16 protein-coding genes are annotated in these 16867 nt (G+C 64.7%); 12 read left to right on the top strand and 4 right to left on the bottom strand.

The window, feature by feature from the left end:
* From PHLH3_RS30160 to glmS, 8 genes are all read left to right on the top strand, one after another.
* Entirely contained in the window at positions 1-537 is a 537-nt protein-coding gene (locus PHLH3_RS30160) for a F0F1 ATP synthase subunit delta (protein WP_213627386.1), read from the top strand.
* 21 nt (positions 538-558) lie between these two features.
* Positions 559-2103 carry a F0F1 ATP synthase subunit alpha gene (gene atpA, locus PHLH3_RS30155; protein ID WP_173174604.1) on the top strand — a complete coding sequence of 515 codons (1545 nt, stop codon included), beginning with the start codon at positions 559-561 and terminating at the stop codon, positions 2101-2103.
* A gap of 50 nt (positions 2104-2153) precedes the next feature.
* On the top strand, positions 2154-3014 hold the full coding sequence (gene atpG, locus PHLH3_RS30150; protein WP_111259221.1) for a F0F1 ATP synthase subunit gamma: 861 nt from the start codon (positions 2154-2156) through the stop codon (positions 3012-3014).
* Between the two features lie 30 nt (positions 3015-3044).
* Positions 3045-4421 (top strand): F0F1 ATP synthase subunit beta, encoded by a 1377-nt coding sequence (gene atpD, locus PHLH3_RS30145; protein ID WP_111259220.1) that lies wholly within the window; start codon positions 3045-3047, stop codon positions 4419-4421.
* 43 nt (positions 4422-4464) lie between these two features.
* Complete coding sequence (locus tag PHLH3_RS30140) at positions 4465-4890, top strand: F0F1 ATP synthase subunit epsilon (protein ID WP_111259219.1); 426 nt, start codon at positions 4465-4467, stop codon at positions 4888-4890.
* Positions 4891-4988: 98 nt separating this feature from the next.
* The gene (gene glmU, locus PHLH3_RS30135; RefSeq protein WP_213627384.1) at positions 4989-6350 is read left to right on the top strand and encodes a bifunctional UDP-N-acetylglucosamine diphosphorylase/glucosamine-1-phosphate N-acetyltransferase GlmU; all 1362 of its coding nucleotides are present in this window, start codon (positions 4989-4991) and stop codon (positions 6348-6350) included.
* Positions 6351-6491: 141 nt separating this feature from the next.
* Positions 6492-7262, top strand: coding sequence for a DeoR family transcriptional regulator (locus PHLH3_RS30130; RefSeq protein ID WP_213627382.1), 771 nt, complete (start codon positions 6492-6494; stop codon positions 7260-7262).
* A 12-nt stretch (positions 7263-7274) separates the two neighbouring features.
* A complete protein-coding gene (gene glmS / locus PHLH3_RS30125) occupies positions 7275-9107 on the top strand; it encodes a glutamine--fructose-6-phosphate transaminase (isomerizing) (RefSeq protein WP_213627380.1) in 1833 nt (610 codons plus the stop codon).
* Positions 9108-9253: 146 nt separating this feature from the next.
* On the opposite strand, the gene PHLH3_RS30120 is transcribed toward glmS, so the two are convergent.
* Together PHLH3_RS30120 and folE2 are read right to left on the bottom strand one after the other, a co-directional pair.
* Positions 9254-9907, bottom strand: a complete 654-nt coding sequence (locus PHLH3_RS30120) for a hypothetical protein (RefSeq protein WP_213627379.1) — start codon at positions 9905-9907, stop codon at positions 9254-9256.
* A gap of 10 nt (positions 9908-9917) precedes the next feature.
* Entirely contained in the window at positions 9918-10805 is an 888-nt protein-coding gene (folE2, locus tag PHLH3_RS30115; RefSeq protein ID WP_213627378.1) for a GTP cyclohydrolase FolE2, read from the bottom strand.
* 70 nt (positions 10806-10875) lie between these two features.
* Here folE2 and dksA point away from each other — a divergent pair, with 70 nt between their 5' ends.
* From dksA to PHLH3_RS30100, 3 genes are read left to right on the top strand one after another with little or no spacing between them, the layout of a single operon-like run.
* Positions 10876-11295: an RNA polymerase-binding protein DksA gene (gene dksA, locus PHLH3_RS30110; protein WP_213627377.1), complete on the top strand. Its 420-nt coding sequence runs from the start codon at positions 10876-10878 to the stop codon at positions 11293-11295.
* Positions 11296-11343: 48 nt separating this feature from the next.
* Complete coding sequence (gene zigA, locus PHLH3_RS30105; protein WP_213627376.1) at positions 11344-12549, top strand: zinc metallochaperone GTPase ZigA; 1206 nt, start codon at positions 11344-11346, stop codon at positions 12547-12549.
* On the top strand, positions 12549-13193 hold the full coding sequence (locus PHLH3_RS30100; protein WP_213627375.1) for a DUF1826 domain-containing protein: 645 nt from the start codon (positions 12549-12551) through the stop codon (positions 13191-13193). Before zigA ends, PHLH3_RS30100 begins: the two co-directional genes overlap by 1 nt.
* Positions 13194-13316: 123 nt before the next feature.
* Here PHLH3_RS30100 and PHLH3_RS30095 read toward each other — a convergent pair whose 3' ends face one another.
* Entirely contained in the window at positions 13317-13703 is a 387-nt protein-coding gene (locus PHLH3_RS30095) for an NADH:ubiquinone oxidoreductase (RefSeq protein WP_213627374.1), read from the bottom strand.
* 82 nt (positions 13704-13785) lie between these two features.
* On the opposite strand from PHLH3_RS30095, the gene PHLH3_RS30090 reads away from it, so the two are divergent.
* The gene (locus PHLH3_RS30090; RefSeq protein WP_213627373.1) at positions 13786-14751 is read left to right on the top strand and encodes a CobW-like GTP-binding protein; all 966 of its coding nucleotides are present in this window, start codon (positions 13786-13788) and stop codon (positions 14749-14751) included.
* Between the two features lie 90 nt (positions 14752-14841).
* Here PHLH3_RS30090 and PHLH3_RS30085 read toward each other — a convergent pair whose 3' ends face one another.
* A complete protein-coding gene (locus PHLH3_RS30085) occupies positions 14842-16149 on the bottom strand; it encodes an MFS transporter (RefSeq protein WP_173178140.1) in 1308 nt (435 codons plus the stop codon).
* Between the last annotated feature and the right edge of the window lie 718 nt (positions 16150-16867).

Below are 16867 nucleotides of genomic sequence, written 5' to 3'. Positions count from 1 at the left end.
ATGGCAGAACTGACCACGCTGGCCCGACCTTACGCCAAGGCTGCTTTCGAGTACGCCCAGGCCCATCAGCAGCTGGCCGCCTGGTCGGCCATGCTAGGCCTGGCCGCTGCGGTGTCCCAGGACACCACCATGCAGCAAGTGCTCAAAGCCCCGCGTCTGACGAGCGAAGAAAAAGCCAACACCTTTGTCGAGGTGGTTGGTGACAAGTTCGATGCACCGGCGAGTAATTTCGTCCACATCCTGTCCGAGAACAGCCGCCTCGTGCTGCTGCCGGAGATCGCCAACCTGTTCGAGCTGTACAAGGCCGAGCAGGAGAAGTCGATCGATGTGGAAGTCACCAGTGCCTTCGCATTGAACACTGAACAGCAAGACAAACTCGCCAAGGTTCTCAGCGCACGGCTCAGCCGGGAAGTGCGTCTGCACGCCGCGGAGGATGCCAGCCTTATAGGCGGTGTCGTCATCCGCGCCGGCGACCTGGTTATCGATGGCTCGGTTCGCGGCAAGCTCGCGAAACTGGCCGAAGCGTTGAAATCTTGAGTTTGAAGGGGCAGCAGAGCAATGCAGCAACTCAATCCTTCCGAAATTAGTGAAATCATCAAGGGGCGCATCGAGAAACTCGACGTGTCCTCCCAAGCCCGTAACGAAGGCACCATCGTCAGCGTGTCCGACGGTATCGTGCGTATCCATGGTCTGGCCGACGCTATGTACGGCGAGATGATCGAGTTCCCCGGTGGCGTCTATGGTATGGCGCTGAACCTGGAACAAGACTCCGTGGGTGCCGTGGTCCTCGGCAGCTACCTGACCCTCGCCGAAGGCATGAGCGCCAAGTGCACCGGTCGCATCCTGGAAGTACCGGTCGGTCCGGAACTGCTGGGCCGCGTGGTCGATGCCCTGGGCAACCCGATCGATGGCAAAGGCCCTCTGAACAACGTCGCCACCGACGCTGTCGAGAAGGTCGCGCCGGGCGTGATCTGGCGTAAGTCGGTCGACCAGCCGGTACAGACCGGCTACAAGTCCGTCGACGCCATGATCCCGGTAGGCCGTGGCCAGCGCGAGCTGATCATCGGTGACCGTCAGATCGGCAAGACCGCCCTCGCGGTCGACGCCATCATCAACCAGAAGAACAGCGGCATCCGCTGCGTCTACGTTGCCATCGGTCAGAAGCAATCGACCATCGCCAACGTGGTTCGCAAGCTGGAAGAGAACGGCGCCCTGGCCAACACCATCGTGGTGGCTGCCTCGGCTTCCGAATCCGCTGCGCTGCAGTTCATCGCACCGTACGCCGGCTGCACCATGGGCGAGTACTTCCGCGACCGCGGCGAAGACGCGCTGATCGTTTATGACGATCTGTCCAAGCAAGCCGTTGCCTACCGCCAGATCTCCCTGCTGCTGCGCCGCCCGCCGGGCCGCGAAGCCTACCCGGGCGACGTGTTCTATCTCCACAGCCGTCTGCTGGAGCGCGCTTCCCGCGTTTCCGAAGAGTACGTCGAGAAGTTCACCAATGGCGCCGTGACTGGCAAGACCGGTTCCCTGACCGCTCTGCCGATCATCGAAACCCAGGCCGGTGACGTTTCCGCGTTCGTTCCGACCAACGTGATCTCCATTACCGACGGTCAGATCTTCCTGGAATCCGCCATGTTCAACTCGGGTATCCGTCCGGCCGTCAACGCCGGTATCTCGGTATCCCGCGTCGGTGGCGCAGCCCAGACCAAGATCATCAAGAAGCTGTCCGGTGGCATCCGTACCGCCCTGGCCCAGTACCGTGAGCTGGCGGCTTTCGCCCAGTTCGCCTCTGACCTGGACGAAGCGACCCGCAAGCAGCTGGAACACGGTCAACGCGTTACCGAGCTGATGAAGCAGAAGCAGTACGCGCCCATGTCGATCGCCGACATGTCGCTGAGCCTTTACGCGGCCGAACGTGGCTTCCTGCAGGACATCGAAGTCGCCAAAGTCGGCGCCTTCGAGCAGGCCCTGATTGCCTACTTCAACCGGGATCACGCCGCTCTGCTGGCGAAGATCAACGAGAAGGGTGACTTCAACGACGAAATCGACGCAGGCCTGAAAGCCGGCATCGAGAAGTTCAAAGCCACCCAAACCTGGTAAGCCGCAGCGGGCGTCGCAAGACGCCCGCCTGCTAACCCGATAGGTGTCAAATGGCAGGCGCAAAAGAGATTCGCAGCAAGATTGCGAGCATCAAAAGCACGCAAAAGATCACCAGCGCCATGGAAAAGGTGGCCGTCAGCAAGATGCGCAGGGCTCAAATGCGCATGGCTGCCAGCCGTCCCTATGCGGAGCGTATCCGTCAGGTGATTGGTCATCTGGCCAACGCCAACCCGGAGTACCGCCATCCGTTCATGATCGAGCGTGAAATCAAGCGCATCGGTTATGTCGTGGTGAGCAGTGACCGTGGTCTGTGCGGTGGCTTGAACACCAACCTGTTCAAGGCCCTGGTCAAGGACATGTCGGCGAACCGCGAGAAGGGCGTGGAGATCGATCTCTGCGTGATCGGCAGCAAAGGTGCGGCATTCTTCCGCAACTTCGGCGGCAACGTCGTCGCAGCCATCAGCCAACTCGGCGAAGAGCCTTCGATCAACGACCTGATCGGCAGCGTCAAGGTGATGCTGGATGCCTACCTGGAAGGTCGTATCGACCGTCTCTCGGTGGTATCCAACAAGTTCATCAACACCATGACCCAGAAGCCCACCGTGGAGCAGCTGGTTCCGCTGGTGGCAGATGCCGACCAGGATCTCAAGCACCACTGGGACTATCTCTACGAACCCGACGCCAAAGAGCTGCTGGACGGCCTGATGGTGCGCTACGTGGAGTCGCAGGTGTACCAGGCGGTCGTCGAGAACAACGCAGCCGAACAAGCGGCGCGGATGATCGCGATGAAGAACGCCACTGACAACGCCGGTGACCTGATCAGCGAACTTCAGCTGGTCTACAACAAGGCCCGTCAGGCTGCGATCACCCAAGAGATCTCGGAAATCGTCGGCGGCGCTGCCGCGGTTTAAGAACGGTTCAAATATTCAGAGGACCAAATGATGAGTAGCGGACGTATCGTTCAAATCATCGGCGCCGTCATCGACGTGGAATTCCCGCGTGACCAGGTACCGAACGTCTACGAGGCGCTGAAAGTTCAAGGCGCCGAAACCACCCTCGAAGTTCAGCAGCAGCTGGGCGACGGCGTGGTACGTACCATTGCGATGGGTTCGACCGAAGGCCTGAAACGTGGCCTGGACGTCGGCAGCACTGGCAAGGCCATCTCCGTACCGGTGGGCAAAGCGACCCTCGGCCGGATCATGGACGTGCTGGGCAACCCGATCGACGAAGCCGGCCCCATCGGCGAAGAAGAGCAGTGGGAAATCCACCGCCCCGCGCCGTCCTACGCCGAGCAAGCTGGCTCCAACGAGCTGCTGGAAACCGGCATCAAGGTAATCGACCTGGTCTGCCCTTTCGCCAAGGGCGGCAAGGTCGGCCTGTTCGGTGGCGCCGGTGTCGGCAAGACCGTGAACATGATGGAACTGATCCGTAACATCGCCATCGAGCACAGCGGTTATTCCGTGTTCGCCGGTGTGGGTGAGCGTACTCGTGAGGGTAACGACTTCTACCACGAGATGAAGGACTCCAACGTTCTGGACAAGGTGGCCCTGGTATACGGCCAGATGAACGAGCCGCCGGGCAACCGTCTGCGCGTTGCACTGACCGGCCTGACCATGGCCGAGAAGTTCCGTGACGAAGGCCGTGACGTTCTGCTGTTCGTGGACAACATCTACCGCTACACCCTGGCCGGTACCGAAGTATCCGCGCTGCTGGGTCGTATGCCGTCTGCTGTGGGTTACCAGCCGACCCTGGCCGAGGAAATGGGCGTTCTGCAAGAGCGCATCACCTCCACCAAGACCGGTTCGATCACCTCGATCCAGGCCGTATACGTTCCTGCGGACGACCTGACCGACCCGTCCCCGGCGACCACCTTCGCCCACCTGGACGCCACCGTCGTTCTGTCCCGTGACATCGCGTCCCTGGGTATCTACCCGGCCGTTGACCCGCTGGACTCCACCTCTCGCCAGCTCGACCCGCTGGTGATCGGTCAGGACCACTACGACACCGCTCGCGGCGTCCAGTACGTCCTGCAGCGCTACAAGGAGCTGAAGGACATCATCGCGATCCTGGGTATGGACGAACTGTCCGAAGCGGACAAGCAGCTCGTATCCCGTGCTCGTAAGATCCAGCGCTTCCTGTCCCAGCCGTTCTTCGTGGCTGAAGTATTCACCGGTTCGCCCGGCAAGTACGTCTCCCTGAAGGACACCATCGCTGGCTTCAAAGGCATCCTCAACGGCGACTACGATCACCTGCCCGAGCAGGCGTTCTACATGGTCGGCGGCATCGAAGAAGCCATCGAGAAAGCGAAGAAACTGTAACCCCCTGGGCGCCCGGCAACGGGCGCTTACGTGAGGCAAGCGTATGGCTATTACTGTCCATTGCGATATCGTCAGCGCCGAAGCGGAGATCTTCTCCGGTCTGGTGGAGATGGTGATTGCGCACGGCAACCTCGGCGATCTGGGTATCGCGCCGGGCCACGCCCCGCTGATCACCGACCTCAAGCCAGGTCCGATCCGCGTGGTGAAGCAGGGTGGCGAGGAGGAGGTGTACTACATCTCCGGTGGTTTCCTCGAAGTTCAGCCGAACATGGTGAAGGTCCTGGCCGACACCGTTCTGCGCGCTGGCGACCTGGACGAAGCGGCTGCTCAGGAGTCCCTCAAGGCTGCTGAGAAGGCCCTGCACGAGCAGGGCGCGGAGTTCGATTACTCCGCTGCTGCTGCTCGTCTGGCCGAGGCTGCTGCCCAACTGCGCACCGTCCAGCAGATCCGCAAGAAGTTCGGCGGCTGATCCCGCGCTCTTCATCGCAAGCGAGTAAAAGGGTAGCCTTGGCTACCCTTTTTCTTTTCCGGCTCAGCCGGTTATCCACAGGCTCGGAACCACCCTCCATGTCGCTCGATATCGTCATCCTCGCCGCCGGCCAGGGCACCCGCATGCGCTCGGCCCTGCCCAAGGTCCTCCACCCCGTCGCGGGCAAGCCGATGCTCGGCCACGTCATCGACAGCGCCCGCAAGCTCCAGCCCCAGGGCATCCACGTGGTGATCGGCCACGGCGCCGACAGGGTCAAGGAGCGACTGGCGGCCGACGACCTCGGTTTCGTGATCCAGGCACAGCAGCTGGGAACCGGCCACGCCGTGGCCCAGGCCCTGCCGCAGATCAGCGCCGAGCGCGTGCTGATCCTCTACGGCGACGTGCCGCTGATCGAAGTGGAGACCCTCGAGCGCCTGCTGCAGAAAGTCGGCCCCGAGCAACTGGCGCTGCTCACCGTCGAGCTGGAAGACCCCACCGGCTACGGTCGCATCGTGCGGGACGAGCAGGGCGTGGTGAAGGCCATCGTCGAGCACAAGGACGCCAGCCCCGAGCAGCGCGCCATCCGCGAAGGCAACACCGGCATCCTCGCCGTGCCCGGCAAGCGCCTGGCCGACTGGCTGGGGCGCCTCTCCAACGACAACGCCCAGGGCGAGTACTACCTCACCGACGTCATCGCCATGGCGGTCGCCGACGGCCTAGTGGTGGCCACCGAGCAGCCCCTGGACGCCATGGAAGTGCAGGGCGCCAACGACCGCATGCAGCTTTCCGACCTTGAGCGGCACTACCAGAAGCGTGCCGCCCGCCGCCTGATGGCCCAGGGCGTGACCCTGCTGGACCCTGCGCGCTTCGACCTGCGGGGTGAAGCGAGCGTCGGCCGCGACGTGCTGATCGACGTGAACGTGATCCTCGAGGGCCGCGTGGTGATCGAGGACGACGTCCAGATCGGCCCCAACTGCGTGATCAAGAACAGCACCCTGCGCCGCGGCGCCATCGTCAAGGCCAACAGCCACCTGGATGGCGCCGAGCTGGGCGAAGGCGCCGACTGCGGCCCGTTCGCCCGCCTGCGCCCGGGGGCGGTGTTGGGCGCCAAGGCCCATGTGGGCAACTTCGTAGAGCTGAAGAATGCCGTGATGGGCGAGGGCGCCAAGGCCGGCCACCTCAGCTACCTGGGCGACGCCGAGATCGGCGCGCGCACCAACATCGGCGCCGGCACCATCACCTGCAACTACGACGGCGCCAACAAATCCCGCACCGTCATGGGCGAGGATGTCTTCATCGGCTCCAACAGCGCCCTGGTCGCCCCGGTCAGCCTGGGCGACGGCTCCACCACCGGTGCCGGCTCCGTCATCACCCAGGACGTCCCCGCCCACGCCCTGGCCGTGGGTCGCGCGAAGCAGCGCAACATCGAAGGCTGGAAGCGGCCTGTGAAGAAGAAGTGAGCTGTGGATAACCCCGCCTGTGGATAACCATAGGCCCCACAGAAGGCGACCTTGATCGCCTTCTGTCGTTTCCGGGGTTGACTCGGCCTAAGTCATGAGTTTTGATTCGCACACTTTTTCTTTCGAATCGAAACTTACGAGATGTCGAAGCGCAACACACCCCAGCGCCGCCACGCCATCCTCGCCCTGCTCGCCGAACAGGGCGAAGTCAGCGTCGATGCGCTCGCCAAGGGTTTCGCCACCTCGGAAGTCACCATTCGCAAGGACCTCGCCGCCCTGGAAGCCAACGGCCTGCTCCTGCGTCGCTACGGCGGCGCCGTTCCCGTGCCCCAGGAATTCATGGTCGAGGCCAGCCAGCCGGTGTCCCGGTACAAGCAGGCCATCGCCCGCGCCGCTGCCGCCCGCATCCGAGAACATGCACGGATCATCGTCGACAGCGGCAGCACCACCGCCGCGCTGATTCCCGAGCTGGGCCATCGCCCCGGCCTGGTGGTGATGACCAACTCACTGAACGTCGCCACGGCCCTGCGTGACCTGGAACAGGAACCGGTGCTGCTGATGACCGGCGGCACCTGGGACCCGCATTCAGAGTCCTTCCAGGGCCAGGTTGCCGAGCAGGTGCTGCGCTCCTACGACTTCGACCAGCTGTTCATCGGTGCCGACGGCATCGACCTGCAGCGCGGCACCACCACCTTCAACGAGCTGCTGGGACTGTCCCGGGTCATGGCCGAGGTGGCCCGCGAGGTGATCGTCATGGTCGAGGCGGACAAGGTCGGCCGGCGCATCCCCAACCTGGAGCTGCCCTGGAGCAGCGTCCATACCCTGATCACCGACGAGCGCCTGCCCCAGGACGCTCGGCAACAGATAGAGGCGCGGGGCATCACCCTGGTCTGCGCGCCTGTGGATAACTGAGGAGAGAACATCATGTGTGGCATCGTCGGCGCAGTGGCTGAACGGAACATCACCGCCATCCTCGTGGAAGGCCTCAAGCGACTCGAGTACCGCGGCTACGACAGCGCAGGCGTCGCCGTGCTGGACAACGACGGTGGCCTGCAGCGCCGCCGCCGCGTGGGCAAGGTCAGCGAGCTGGAGCAGGCCCTGGTCGAGCAGCCCCTGGCCGGCCGCCTCGGCATCGCCCACACCCGCTGGGCCACCCACGGCGCACCCACCGAGCACAACGCCCACCCGCACTTCTCCGGCGACCTGGCCCTGGTGCACAACGGCATCATCGAGAACCACGAAGCCCTGCGTGCGCGCCTCAAGGGCCTCGGCTACGCATTCACCTCCGACACCGACACCGAAGTCATCGTCCACCTGCTGCACCACACCCTCAGGGAGACCGGCGACCTGGCCGTCGCCCTCAAGGCCGTCGTCCCGCAGTTGCACGGCGCCTACGGCCTGGCGGTGATCAACCGCGCCCAGCCCGACCGCCTGCTCGCCGCCCGCAGCGGCAGCCCGCTGGTCATTGGCCTGGGCCTGGGTGAGAACTTCCTCGCCTCCGACCAGTTGGCCCTGCGCCAGGTGACCGACCGCTTCATGTACCTGGAGGAGGGCGATATCGCCGAGATCCGCCGCGACAGCGTCCAGGTCTGGGACCAGCAAGGCAACGCGGTGCAACGCGAGGCCGTGCAGTACCACGAAGGCGCCGAGGCCGCCGACAAGGGCGAGTATCGCCACTTCATGCTCAAGGAAATCCACGAGCAGCCCAAGGTCGTGCAACGCACCCTCGAAGGCCGCCTGGGCACCGACCATGTGCTGGTCCAGGCCTTCGGCCCGCAAGCCGCCGAACTGTTCGCCAAGGTGCGCAACGTGCAGATCGTCGCCTGCGGCACCAGCTACCACGCCGGCATGGTCGCCCGTTACTGGCTCGAAGACCTCGCCGGCATCCCCTGCCAGGTCGAAGTGGCCAGCGAGTTCCGCTACCGCAAGGTCGTGGTGCAGCCCGACACCCTGTTCGTGACCATTTCCCAGTCCGGCGAGACCGCCGACACCCTGGCCGCCCTGCGCAATGCCAACGCGCTGGGCTACCTCGCCAGCCTGGCCATCTGCAACGTCGGCACCAGCTCCCTGGTGCGCGAGTCCGACCTCACCCTGCTGACCCTGGCCGGCCCGGAGATCGGTGTCGCCTCCACCAAGGCCTTCACCACCCAGCTGGTGTCCCTGCTGCTGCTCACCCTGAGCCTCGGCCAGGTGCGTGGCAGCCTGGACAAGGACCGCGAGGCGGAGCTGGTGGAAGCCCTGCGTCGCCTGCCGACCCACCTGGGCGAGGCCCTGGCCATGGACAAGACCGTGGAAAAGGTCGCCGAACTGTTCGCCGAGAAGCACCACACCCTGTTCCTCGGCCGCGGCGCCCAGTACCCGGTGGCGATGGAAGGCGCACTCAAGCTCAAGGAGATCTCCTACATCCACGCCGAGGCCTACCCGGCCGGTGAGCTCAAGCACGGCCCCCTGGCCCTGGTGGACAGCGACATGCCGGTGGTCACCGTCGCGCCGAACAACGAGCTGGTGGAGAAGCTCAAGTCCAACCTCCAGGAAGTCCGCGCCCGTGGCGGCCAGCTGATCGTCTTCGCCGACCGTGAAGCCGGCATCGACAACGGCGAGGGCACCCACGTGGTGGCCATGCCGCACATCCTCGATACCCTGGCACCGATCCTCTACACCCTGCCGCTGCAGCTGCTGTCCTACTACGTCGCCGTGCTCAAGGGCACCGACGTCGACCAGCCGCGCAACCTGGCGAAGTCCGTCACTGTGGAGTGATTCCCGGCTGATGCAGTCCAGGTATGCATCGATGGGGAGCGGGTCAAGAAGCCTTGAGAAAACTCAGGTCTTCCTGACCCCTTCCGGGGCCTGGCTCTCCGGGGCGGAAAACTCATGGCACTGCTGCTCCAGTCTCCCGAGAGACATCATTGCGTTCTCGCAAGAGCCGGCAAGCTGGGCTGGTGCTCGAGGAAACGCACCAAGTCCTGTACATGATCGACCTTGCCGAACCATGGGTTGAGCTCGCAGTCTTCTAGGGTGCGGCCACAGCGCGCAGCCATGGCCTCTATCAGATCAAGGTCCAAATCTTCACTGTCCACGCGCAGGTCTCTGTCCAGATGATCACCCACTCGTATGGGCACTGTGCCGCCCAAGTAGGCGTGCAGTTCTTCGTAAACTGCTCGGACTACAGAGGTGTCGACTTCACGGCGTGGAAATGAGCGGGCGAACTGGCAAATGGATTCTCCATGCCGCAATTCGGCCATGCGCCTGAAATGGCGCAAGTCGGCGTGGTGCTGAATTACTCCAGCAAGCACTAACATGGCCGCCACGACGAGCAAGTCCGGTTGCATCCAGAAGGCTGTCAACGCTCCGCCTAGCAAGGCGATGGCGAGCAGACGGTAGCGAAGCTTCAATGCAGGTTTTCCATGCATCGCTTGGGGCGTCTGGCGAGAAGATGTGCGCATCCTGTGCACCACGTTAAAGGTTCGCTCAGGAGCATAGCCAACACTGAGGCGCATAGGTTGTGATGCGCCGCCTGCCGGTGGGATTTTTTCAAATGGCTCGAATTTGAGCCGCATGCCTCTTTCGCTATTCCCACTGCCAGCTTGCACAGGCCACCGCATCGTGCGCATGCAGGCTCTCCGCATGCACCACGCGTAATCGGTAGGCCGCTGCCCAAGGTTGGCGTTGCAAGGCGTGGCCCAGGCGACGCGCGGCGTCTTCGCAGAACAACAGGTTGCGGCCATTGGCTATTGCGAAGGCTTGCTCGTCGGCACGTTTCACGGCGGTCTGCAGGGCGGTACCCAGGGCTGCTTCCGCTTCGTCCAGCAGCGCCACCAGCGGCAGCTCCTCGCCCGCGACGCGCACATGCAGGTGGGCCTGGCTGCGCTGGCTGTGGGGCGTCGCCGGCATGCCCGCCTGGCTGCCGAGCCACTCATGCACGTCTTCGAAGGACGCCAGGCGATCGGTGAAGTGGCGGGCGAAGGCTTGCTGGGTCGCCTGCCGCGACAGCGCCGCCGAGCAGGGACAGGTGGACGAGTAGCCGACCTGCGCTTGCAGTTCCACGTGAAACCCCCATGGATCCAGGCGTGCGGCGATCTCGAAGGGATAGGCCTTGTAGCCGGAAAGCGCGCTCACCAGCGCCGGTCGCTGCAGCAGCAACTCGCCACGCAGCTCCAGGGAGGCGCTTCGCGACAGGCCTTCATGGCTGTCCAGGCAGCGTTGCAGCAGCTGGCGCAGCACGGGCAGCGTCGCCGGCCTGCCGCCCAGCTCCTCACCCAGCGCCAGGTATAGCCGGGACATATGGATGCCTCGCGCGCCGCTGTCATCGAGGCTCACGCCAATATCCACCCGCGCCTGTACCTGCTGGCCACCGAGGATCAAGGGCAGGGCGATGTCGCTCATGCCCACCCAGTCGAGGGGCCCGAGGCAGGGCGCGTTCTGTGTGGCTACGTCGGGCAGGTTCTGGACGTTCATCGGCAATCCGGGGCTTGAGTTCGGTTAGATATGTTATGTTATAACACTTAAAAATCAAGCGAACTTCCCCATGCCCGATCTTCCCTTCAGCGAGCAGGAACTGCTCGCCCAACCTGCCCAGCACTACATGGACGACGCCCAGCAGGCGTATTTCCGTGCCTTGCTGCTGACCGAGCGCGATGACCTGCGCAGCCGCATAGACGAGGAAATCGATGAACTGCGCGAGGTGCAGCCGGCCAGCGACGACGCCGATATCGCCAGCCGCGAGGAACAGCGCCAGTGGCAACTGCGGCGCCTTGAGCGGGAAAAGAAGCTGCTGGACAAGATCGACAGCGCCCTCGAGCGGCTGGCCCGTGGCGAATACGGCTGGTGCCGCGAGACCGGCGAGCCCATCGGCCTGCGCCGGCTGCTGCTGCGCCCCACCGCCGAGCTGTGCATCGAGGCCAAGGAACGCCAGGAACAACGCGAGCGCCACCGGCGCGACGCCTGACACCCCAGAGCGGCCGCCCGAGCCGCCCAGCCTGAACCGGAGAACCCCATGACCGCCCGACTCCCCGTCACCCTGCTTTCCGGCTTCCTCGGCGCCGGCAAGAGCACCCTGCTCAACCACGTGCTGAAGAACCGCGAGAACCTGCGCGTCGCCGTGATCGTCAACGACATGAGCGAAATCAACATCGACGCCAGCGAGGTACAGCGCGACGTCAGCCTCAACCGTGCCGAAGAGCGCCTGGTGGAGATGAGCAACGGCTGCATCTGCTGCACCCTGCGCGAGGACCTTCTGGAAGAAGTCAGCCGCCTGGCCGGCGAAGGGCGCTTCGACTACCTGCTGATCGAGTCCACCGGCATCTCCGAGCCCCTGCCGGTGGCCGAAACCTTCACCTTCCGCGACGAGCAGGGCCAGAGCCTGTCCGACCTGGCGCGGCTGGATACGCTGGTCACCGTGGTCGATGGCGTCAACTTCCTGCGCGACTTCCACGAGGCGCAAAGCCTCGCCAGTCGTGGCGAGACGCTGGGCGAGGAGGACGAGCGCTCCATCACCGACCTGCTGATCGAACAGGTGGAGTTCGCCGACGTCATCCTCATCAGCAAGATCGACCTGATCAGCCAGGCCGAGCGCGAGGAGCTCACGGCCATCCTCGCGCGCCTCAACACCCAGGCCGAGATCCTGCCCATGAGCATGGGCCGGGTGCCGCTGGAGAAGATCCTCGACACCGGTCGCTTCGACTTCGACCGCGCCGCCGAGGCGCCCGGCTGGCTCAAGGAGCTGCGTGGCGAGCACGTGCCGGAAACCGAGGCCTACGGCATCGCCTCCACCGCCTACCGGGCGCGTCGGCCCTTCCACCCGCAGCGCTTCCACGCGTTCCTCAATCGCGAGTGGAGCAACGGCCGGTTGTTGCGCTCCAAGGGCTTCTTCTGGCTGGCCAGCGCCTGGCGCGAGGCGGGCAGCTGGTCCCAGGCCGGCGGGCTGATGCGCTACGGGCATGCCGGGCGCTGGTGGCGCTTCGTGCCGCGCGAGCAGTGGCCCACCGATGAAGACGGCCTGCGCGCGGTGATGAAGCACTGGGACGCGGAGGTGGGTGATTGCCGCCAGGAGCTGGTCTTCATCGGCCAGGGCATCGACTTCGAGCGCCTGCATGCCGAACTGGACGCGTGCCTGCTGGATGCCGCAGAGATGGCCCTGGGGACCGAGGGCTGGTCGCGCCTGGTCGACCCCTTCGACGGCCTGGTAGGGGAGGTCGCCTGATGCAGGCCTTGGCGCTGCGCCTCCCGCCCCGTGCGGCAATCGGCGACACCCCGGCGGTTCTCGGCGAAGCCTTGCGGGAGGAGGTCAATCTCGCCGTGTGGGAACGCCCGCTGCCCCCGCGCATCGCCGACTACGCCCGCTGCCTGCTGCAGGTCGGGGAGCCGCTGAGCGAATCCCTGACCCTGGAGCTGGCGGACCCGGAGGCGCCGCTCGACCTGGGCGACCTGGCGCGGCGCTTCCACGACATCGAAGGCCGCGCCGACTTCATCGCCGACGTGGCCTGGCTGGTACGCGCCTTCGCCTGCCTGCTGGATGCCCGCCGCGTCGGCCTGCGCCTGCGTCGACTGGACCGCGCCATGTGCCCGCGCTACCACGTCGACCATGTGCCGTTGCGGCTGATCACCACCTATGCCGGTGCCGGCAGCCAATGGCTGCGAGAGGGGCAGATGCCTCGCAACCGCCTGGGCGATGCGGCTGCCGAGCCCAAGGCTGCGCCGGCCGGGCAGGCCATGGGCGCGGGTCATGTGGCGTTGTTCAAGGGCGAGAAGTGGATCGGCAATGAGGGGCGAGGGGTTATCCACAGGTCGCCGGACGTCATGCCCGGCGATGCGCGCCTGCTGCTGACCCTGGATTGGCTGGCCTGATCCGGCAGCGACCGAGCCAGGCACAGCCCTGCCAGGGAGCCGGATAAAAAAAGGGCCACCCGGAGGCGGCCCTGTATCACCGAGGCCCTGCCGGCCATGCCGGTACGGGCGAGGTACCCAAGGCTATTGCACACCCTGGCTGTTACCGGCTGATGACGACGGGCCTTCCCAGGTGCCCTTGCTCGGCCCCTCGCAGAAGGGCTTGAGGTAGCGCGCGTCGGTGGCCACGCCGTAGTAGTGGATGTCCTGGCGGTAGGCGATGTTGCTCACCTGGGCGTTGCTGCACACCCCGAACGCGCCACTCGGGCACTGGTCGGCGTAGCTCACCTCCACCTTCTGCCCGGGCATCTCCGGCTTGCAGAAGCCGTCGCGGAACAGCTGCTCAGGGATGCTGCGGTTCTGCTGGCAGACCTTCACATCGAGCGTGTCGCTCTGGCTGTGGACGATGCAGGCCTCGGCCAGCGCATCGGCGGACAGGACCAGCAGCAGGGGCAGTAGGCAGAGACGCATGAACGCAGGACCTCGGGAAAATAATGGGCGCGACTCTAGCACGAGGCTTTATTCCGAACCCGTGACGCAGCACCATAGCGCGATGCTTGCCCATATCCCCACCCACCTGGTGGCCGGCCCCCTCGGCGCCGGCAAGACCAGCCTCATCCGCCACCTCCTGGCGCAGCGCCCGAGCGACGAGCGCTGGGCCGTGCTGATCAACGAATTCGGCCTGGTCGGCCTGGACGCCGCATTGCTGGAGACCGGCGACGACGGCATCGCCCTGGCCGAAGTGGCCGGTGGCTGCCTGTGCTGCGTCAACGGCGCGCCCTTCCAGGTCGGGCTTGGGCGCCTGCTGCGCAAGGCGCGGCCGGATCGGTTGTTCATCGAGCCTTCTGGCCTCGGCCACCCCGCCGAGCTGATGCGCCAATTGCGCGAGCCGCCCTGGGAAGGCGTGCTGGCGTTGCAGCCGAGCCTGCTGGTGCTGGATGCCGCCGCCCTGGCCCGTGGCGAGGCACTGCCCGACAGCCAGCGTGATGCCCTGGAGGGCGCCGGCCTGCTGGTGCTGAACAAGGCCGAGAACCTCGACGAGGCCACCCGCCAGCGCCTGGCGGCGCAATTGCCGTCCCTGCCCCAGAGTTGGACGGTACAGGGCCGCCTGCCCCTGGCCGAACTGCCGGGGCTCGACGCCAAGGCGGGCGCCACTGTGGATAACCCGGCCCTCCCCGGTGGCCAGGCGGCTCCGGCCGCACTGTGGATAAACCCCCGACAGCCCCTCGTCCAGGCACAAGGGGCGGCGGACGGCTGGAGCATCGGCTGGCGCTGGCACCCCTCGCAGGCCTTCGAGCTGATGCGCGTGCAGCTGTGGCTGGCGAGCCTGCCCTGGCGCCGCGCCAAGCTGGTTATCCACAGCAACGCGGGCTGGCTCTCCGGCAATGCCCTGGATGGCGCGCCCTTCCACTGGCAGGCCAGCGAGTGGCGCAAGGACTCGCGGCTGGAACTGATCTTCGCCACACCCCAGGACGAGGATGCGCTCAAGGCTGGATTCGAGGCCTGCCGCCTTTCCTGATCCACCAAAGAAAACGGGCCCTCGCGGGCCCGTCGTCGGGAATAAAACGGCTACGGGTTAGCGCAGCCAGAGCCACTTGGGCTCAAGGGATCAATCCTGGTTCATCCGCGAGTGGGTGCGGGTGTCCTTCATGAACACGTACACCAGCAGCGAGCAGGCGATGCAGCCGGTCACGTACCAGTAGAAGCCGCTCTCCATGCCGATGCTCTTGAACCACAGCGCCACGTACTCGGCGGTGCCGCCGAAGATGGAAACCGTCAGTGCGTAGGGCAGGCCCACGCCCAGGGCGCGGATCTCGGTGGGGAAGAGTTCGGCCTTCACCACGGCATTGATCGAGGTGTAGCCGCTGACGATGATCAGCGCCGCCATGATCAGGAAGAACGCGCCCCACCAGGTCTCGATGGTGTGCAGGGTGCTGAGGATCGGGTAGGTGAACAGCGTGCCCATCACCCCGAAGGCGATCAGGATCGGACGGCGGCCGATCTTGTCCGAGAGCGCACCCACCAGGGGCTGCAGCAGCATGAACAGGAACAGCGTGGCGGCCGAGATCATGGTCGAGTCGTTCTTGCTCATGCCCACGGTGTTGACCAGGTACTTCTGCATGTAGGTGGTGTAGGTGTAGAAGGCCAGGGTGCCGCCCATGGTCAGGCCGATCACGGTGAACACTTCCTTGGGGTGGCGCATCAGGGTGCGCAGCAGGCTTTCCTTGGGCTTGTCCTTCTTCTTGGTGAAGGACTCGGTCTCTTCCATGCCGCGACGCAGGAACATTGCCACCACCGCGCACAGTGCGCCGATGAAGAAGGGGACGCGCCAGCCCCAGCTTTCCAGCTGTTCGGTGGACAGGGTTTGCTGCAGCAGGATCAGCACCGCCAGCGCGATGAGCTGGCCGGAAATCAGGGTCACGTACTGGAAGCTGGAGAAGAACCCGCGACGCTCCTTGGTCGCCATCTCCGACAGGTAGGTGGCCGAGGTGCCGTATTCGCCACCGACCGACAGGCCCTGCAGAAGGCGGGCGACCACCAGCAGGATGGGCGCGGCGATGCCGATGGTTTCATAGCTGGGCGTCAGCGCGATGATCAGCGAGCCGAAGCACATCAGCAGGACCGAGGCCAGCAGGGCGGCCTTGCGCCCCTTGCGGTCGGCGTAGATGCCCATCAGCCAGCCGCCGATCGGGCGCATCAAAAAGCCTACGGCGAAGATCGCGGCGGTGTTCAGGAGCTGGGCGGTCAAATCGCCCTGGGGGAAGAAGGCCTTGGCGAAGTACAGCGAGAAGGCGGCATAGACGTACCAGTCGTACCACTCGACCAGGTTGCCCACCGAGCCGCTGAAAATGGACTTGATGCGTTGGGATGTCGTGCGGGGTGCTGCTGAGGCAGTCAGGGTGCTGGTGCTTTCCATCGTGTTTCCTCTATTCATAGTTGTTGTTGTTAGGCACGGCCTTCGCCGCGCTTGGGGTGCGGGCACATAGCAGGAGCTGTGCCAGTGCCGGAAAGCACCGGAATAGAGGGCTCGAGGGGATTTAACCGGGCATTTGTGCGCGGATTGGCGCTTATCGCGGAGGGGCCATGAGCGGAATTCCGCCTATCCGTTGATGGCCAGGTAGGGGGGAATTCATTCGCCAAGCGGAGCGTAGCGCCGCCAAGGGAACTGAAGTATCCACAGTGCCTTTCCCGGGCGAATGAACTGGCCTCTGCATTGCTCACAATTACTGTGGAGCCGACTGTTAGCGGCCTGTGGATAGATTGCTGGGAGCCCCTTGCGGCGGTGCGTTCAGGAGTGTGCTCAGATTTCGACCACTGCCGCCTATTCGCGGTTGAAACCGCTCCCACAGACGAGGAAGCGCCCGTAGGAGCGAGTTCATTCGCGAGAAATCCCCAGGCGTGCGTACTCATCCCCAGTTGCCCACAATTGCTGTGGAGCCAACTGTGCACGGTCTGTGGATAGATTTATATGGGCCAGTAACCAAGGGGCTTTGAATGGTGTGTTCAGATTTCGACCAGTGCCGCCCATTCGCGGTTGAAACCGCCCCCACAGACGAGGAAGCACCCATAGGAGCGAATTCATTCGCGAGAAATCCCCAGGCGTACGTACTCATCCCCAGTTGCCCACAATGGCT

The sequence above is a fragment of the Pseudomonas sp. Pc102 genome (genome assembly GCF_018408275.1).
Taxonomy (GTDB): Bacteria; Pseudomonadota; Gammaproteobacteria; order Pseudomonadales; family Pseudomonadaceae; genus Metapseudomonas; species Metapseudomonas tohonis.
The sequence above is the reverse complement of the archived record's forward strand: the minus strand, read 5'-3'. Positions and strand labels throughout refer to the sequence as shown.

Excerpts from the sequence above, each read along its gene's own strand:
- PHLH3_RS30100 (WP_213627375.1), top strand. The coding sequence starts at position 12,549 with ATGCAGGCCTTGGCGCTGCGCCTCCCGCCCCGTGCGGCAATCGGCGAC.
- atpG (WP_111259221.1), top strand. The coding sequence starts at position 2,154 with ATGGCAGGCGCAAAAGAGATTCGCAGCAAGATTGCGAGCATCAAAAGC.
- PHLH3_RS30090 (WP_213627373.1), top strand. The coding sequence starts at position 13,786 with ATGCTTGCCCATATCCCCACCCACCTGGTGGCCGGCCCCCTCGGCGCC.
- atpD (WP_111259220.1), top strand. The coding sequence starts at position 3,045 with ATGAGTAGCGGACGTATCGTTCAAATCATCGGCGCCGTCATCGACGTG.
- zigA (WP_213627376.1), top strand. The coding sequence starts at position 11,344 with ATGACCGCCCGACTCCCCGTCACCCTGCTTTCCGGCTTCCTCGGCGCC.
- glmU (WP_213627384.1), top strand. The coding sequence starts at position 4,989 with ATGTCGCTCGATATCGTCATCCTCGCCGCCGGCCAGGGCACCCGCATG.
- PHLH3_RS30085 (WP_173178140.1), bottom strand. The coding sequence starts at position 16,149 with ATGGAAAGCACCAGCACCCTGACTGCCTCAGCAGCACCCCGCACGACA.
- PHLH3_RS30130 (WP_213627382.1), top strand. The coding sequence starts at position 6,492 with ATGTCGAAGCGCAACACACCCCAGCGCCGCCACGCCATCCTCGCCCTG.
- dksA (WP_213627377.1), top strand. The coding sequence starts at position 10,876 with ATGCCCGATCTTCCCTTCAGCGAGCAGGAACTGCTCGCCCAACCTGCC.
- PHLH3_RS30160 (WP_213627386.1), top strand. The coding sequence starts at position 1 with ATGGCAGAACTGACCACGCTGGCCCGACCTTACGCCAAGGCTGCTTTC.
- PHLH3_RS30140 (WP_111259219.1), top strand. The coding sequence starts at position 4,465 with ATGGCTATTACTGTCCATTGCGATATCGTCAGCGCCGAAGCGGAGATC.
- PHLH3_RS30120 (WP_213627379.1), bottom strand. The coding sequence starts at position 9,907 with ATGCGGCTCAAATTCGAGCCATTTGAAAAAATCCCACCGGCAGGCGGC.
- glmS (WP_213627380.1), top strand. The coding sequence starts at position 7,275 with ATGTGTGGCATCGTCGGCGCAGTGGCTGAACGGAACATCACCGCCATC.
- PHLH3_RS30095 (WP_213627374.1), bottom strand. The coding sequence starts at position 13,703 with ATGCGTCTCTGCCTACTGCCCCTGCTGCTGGTCCTGTCCGCCGATGCG.
- atpA (WP_173174604.1), top strand. The coding sequence starts at position 559 with ATGCAGCAACTCAATCCTTCCGAAATTAGTGAAATCATCAAGGGGCGC.
- folE2 (WP_213627378.1), bottom strand. The coding sequence starts at position 10,805 with ATGAACGTCCAGAACCTGCCCGACGTAGCCACACAGAACGCGCCCTGC.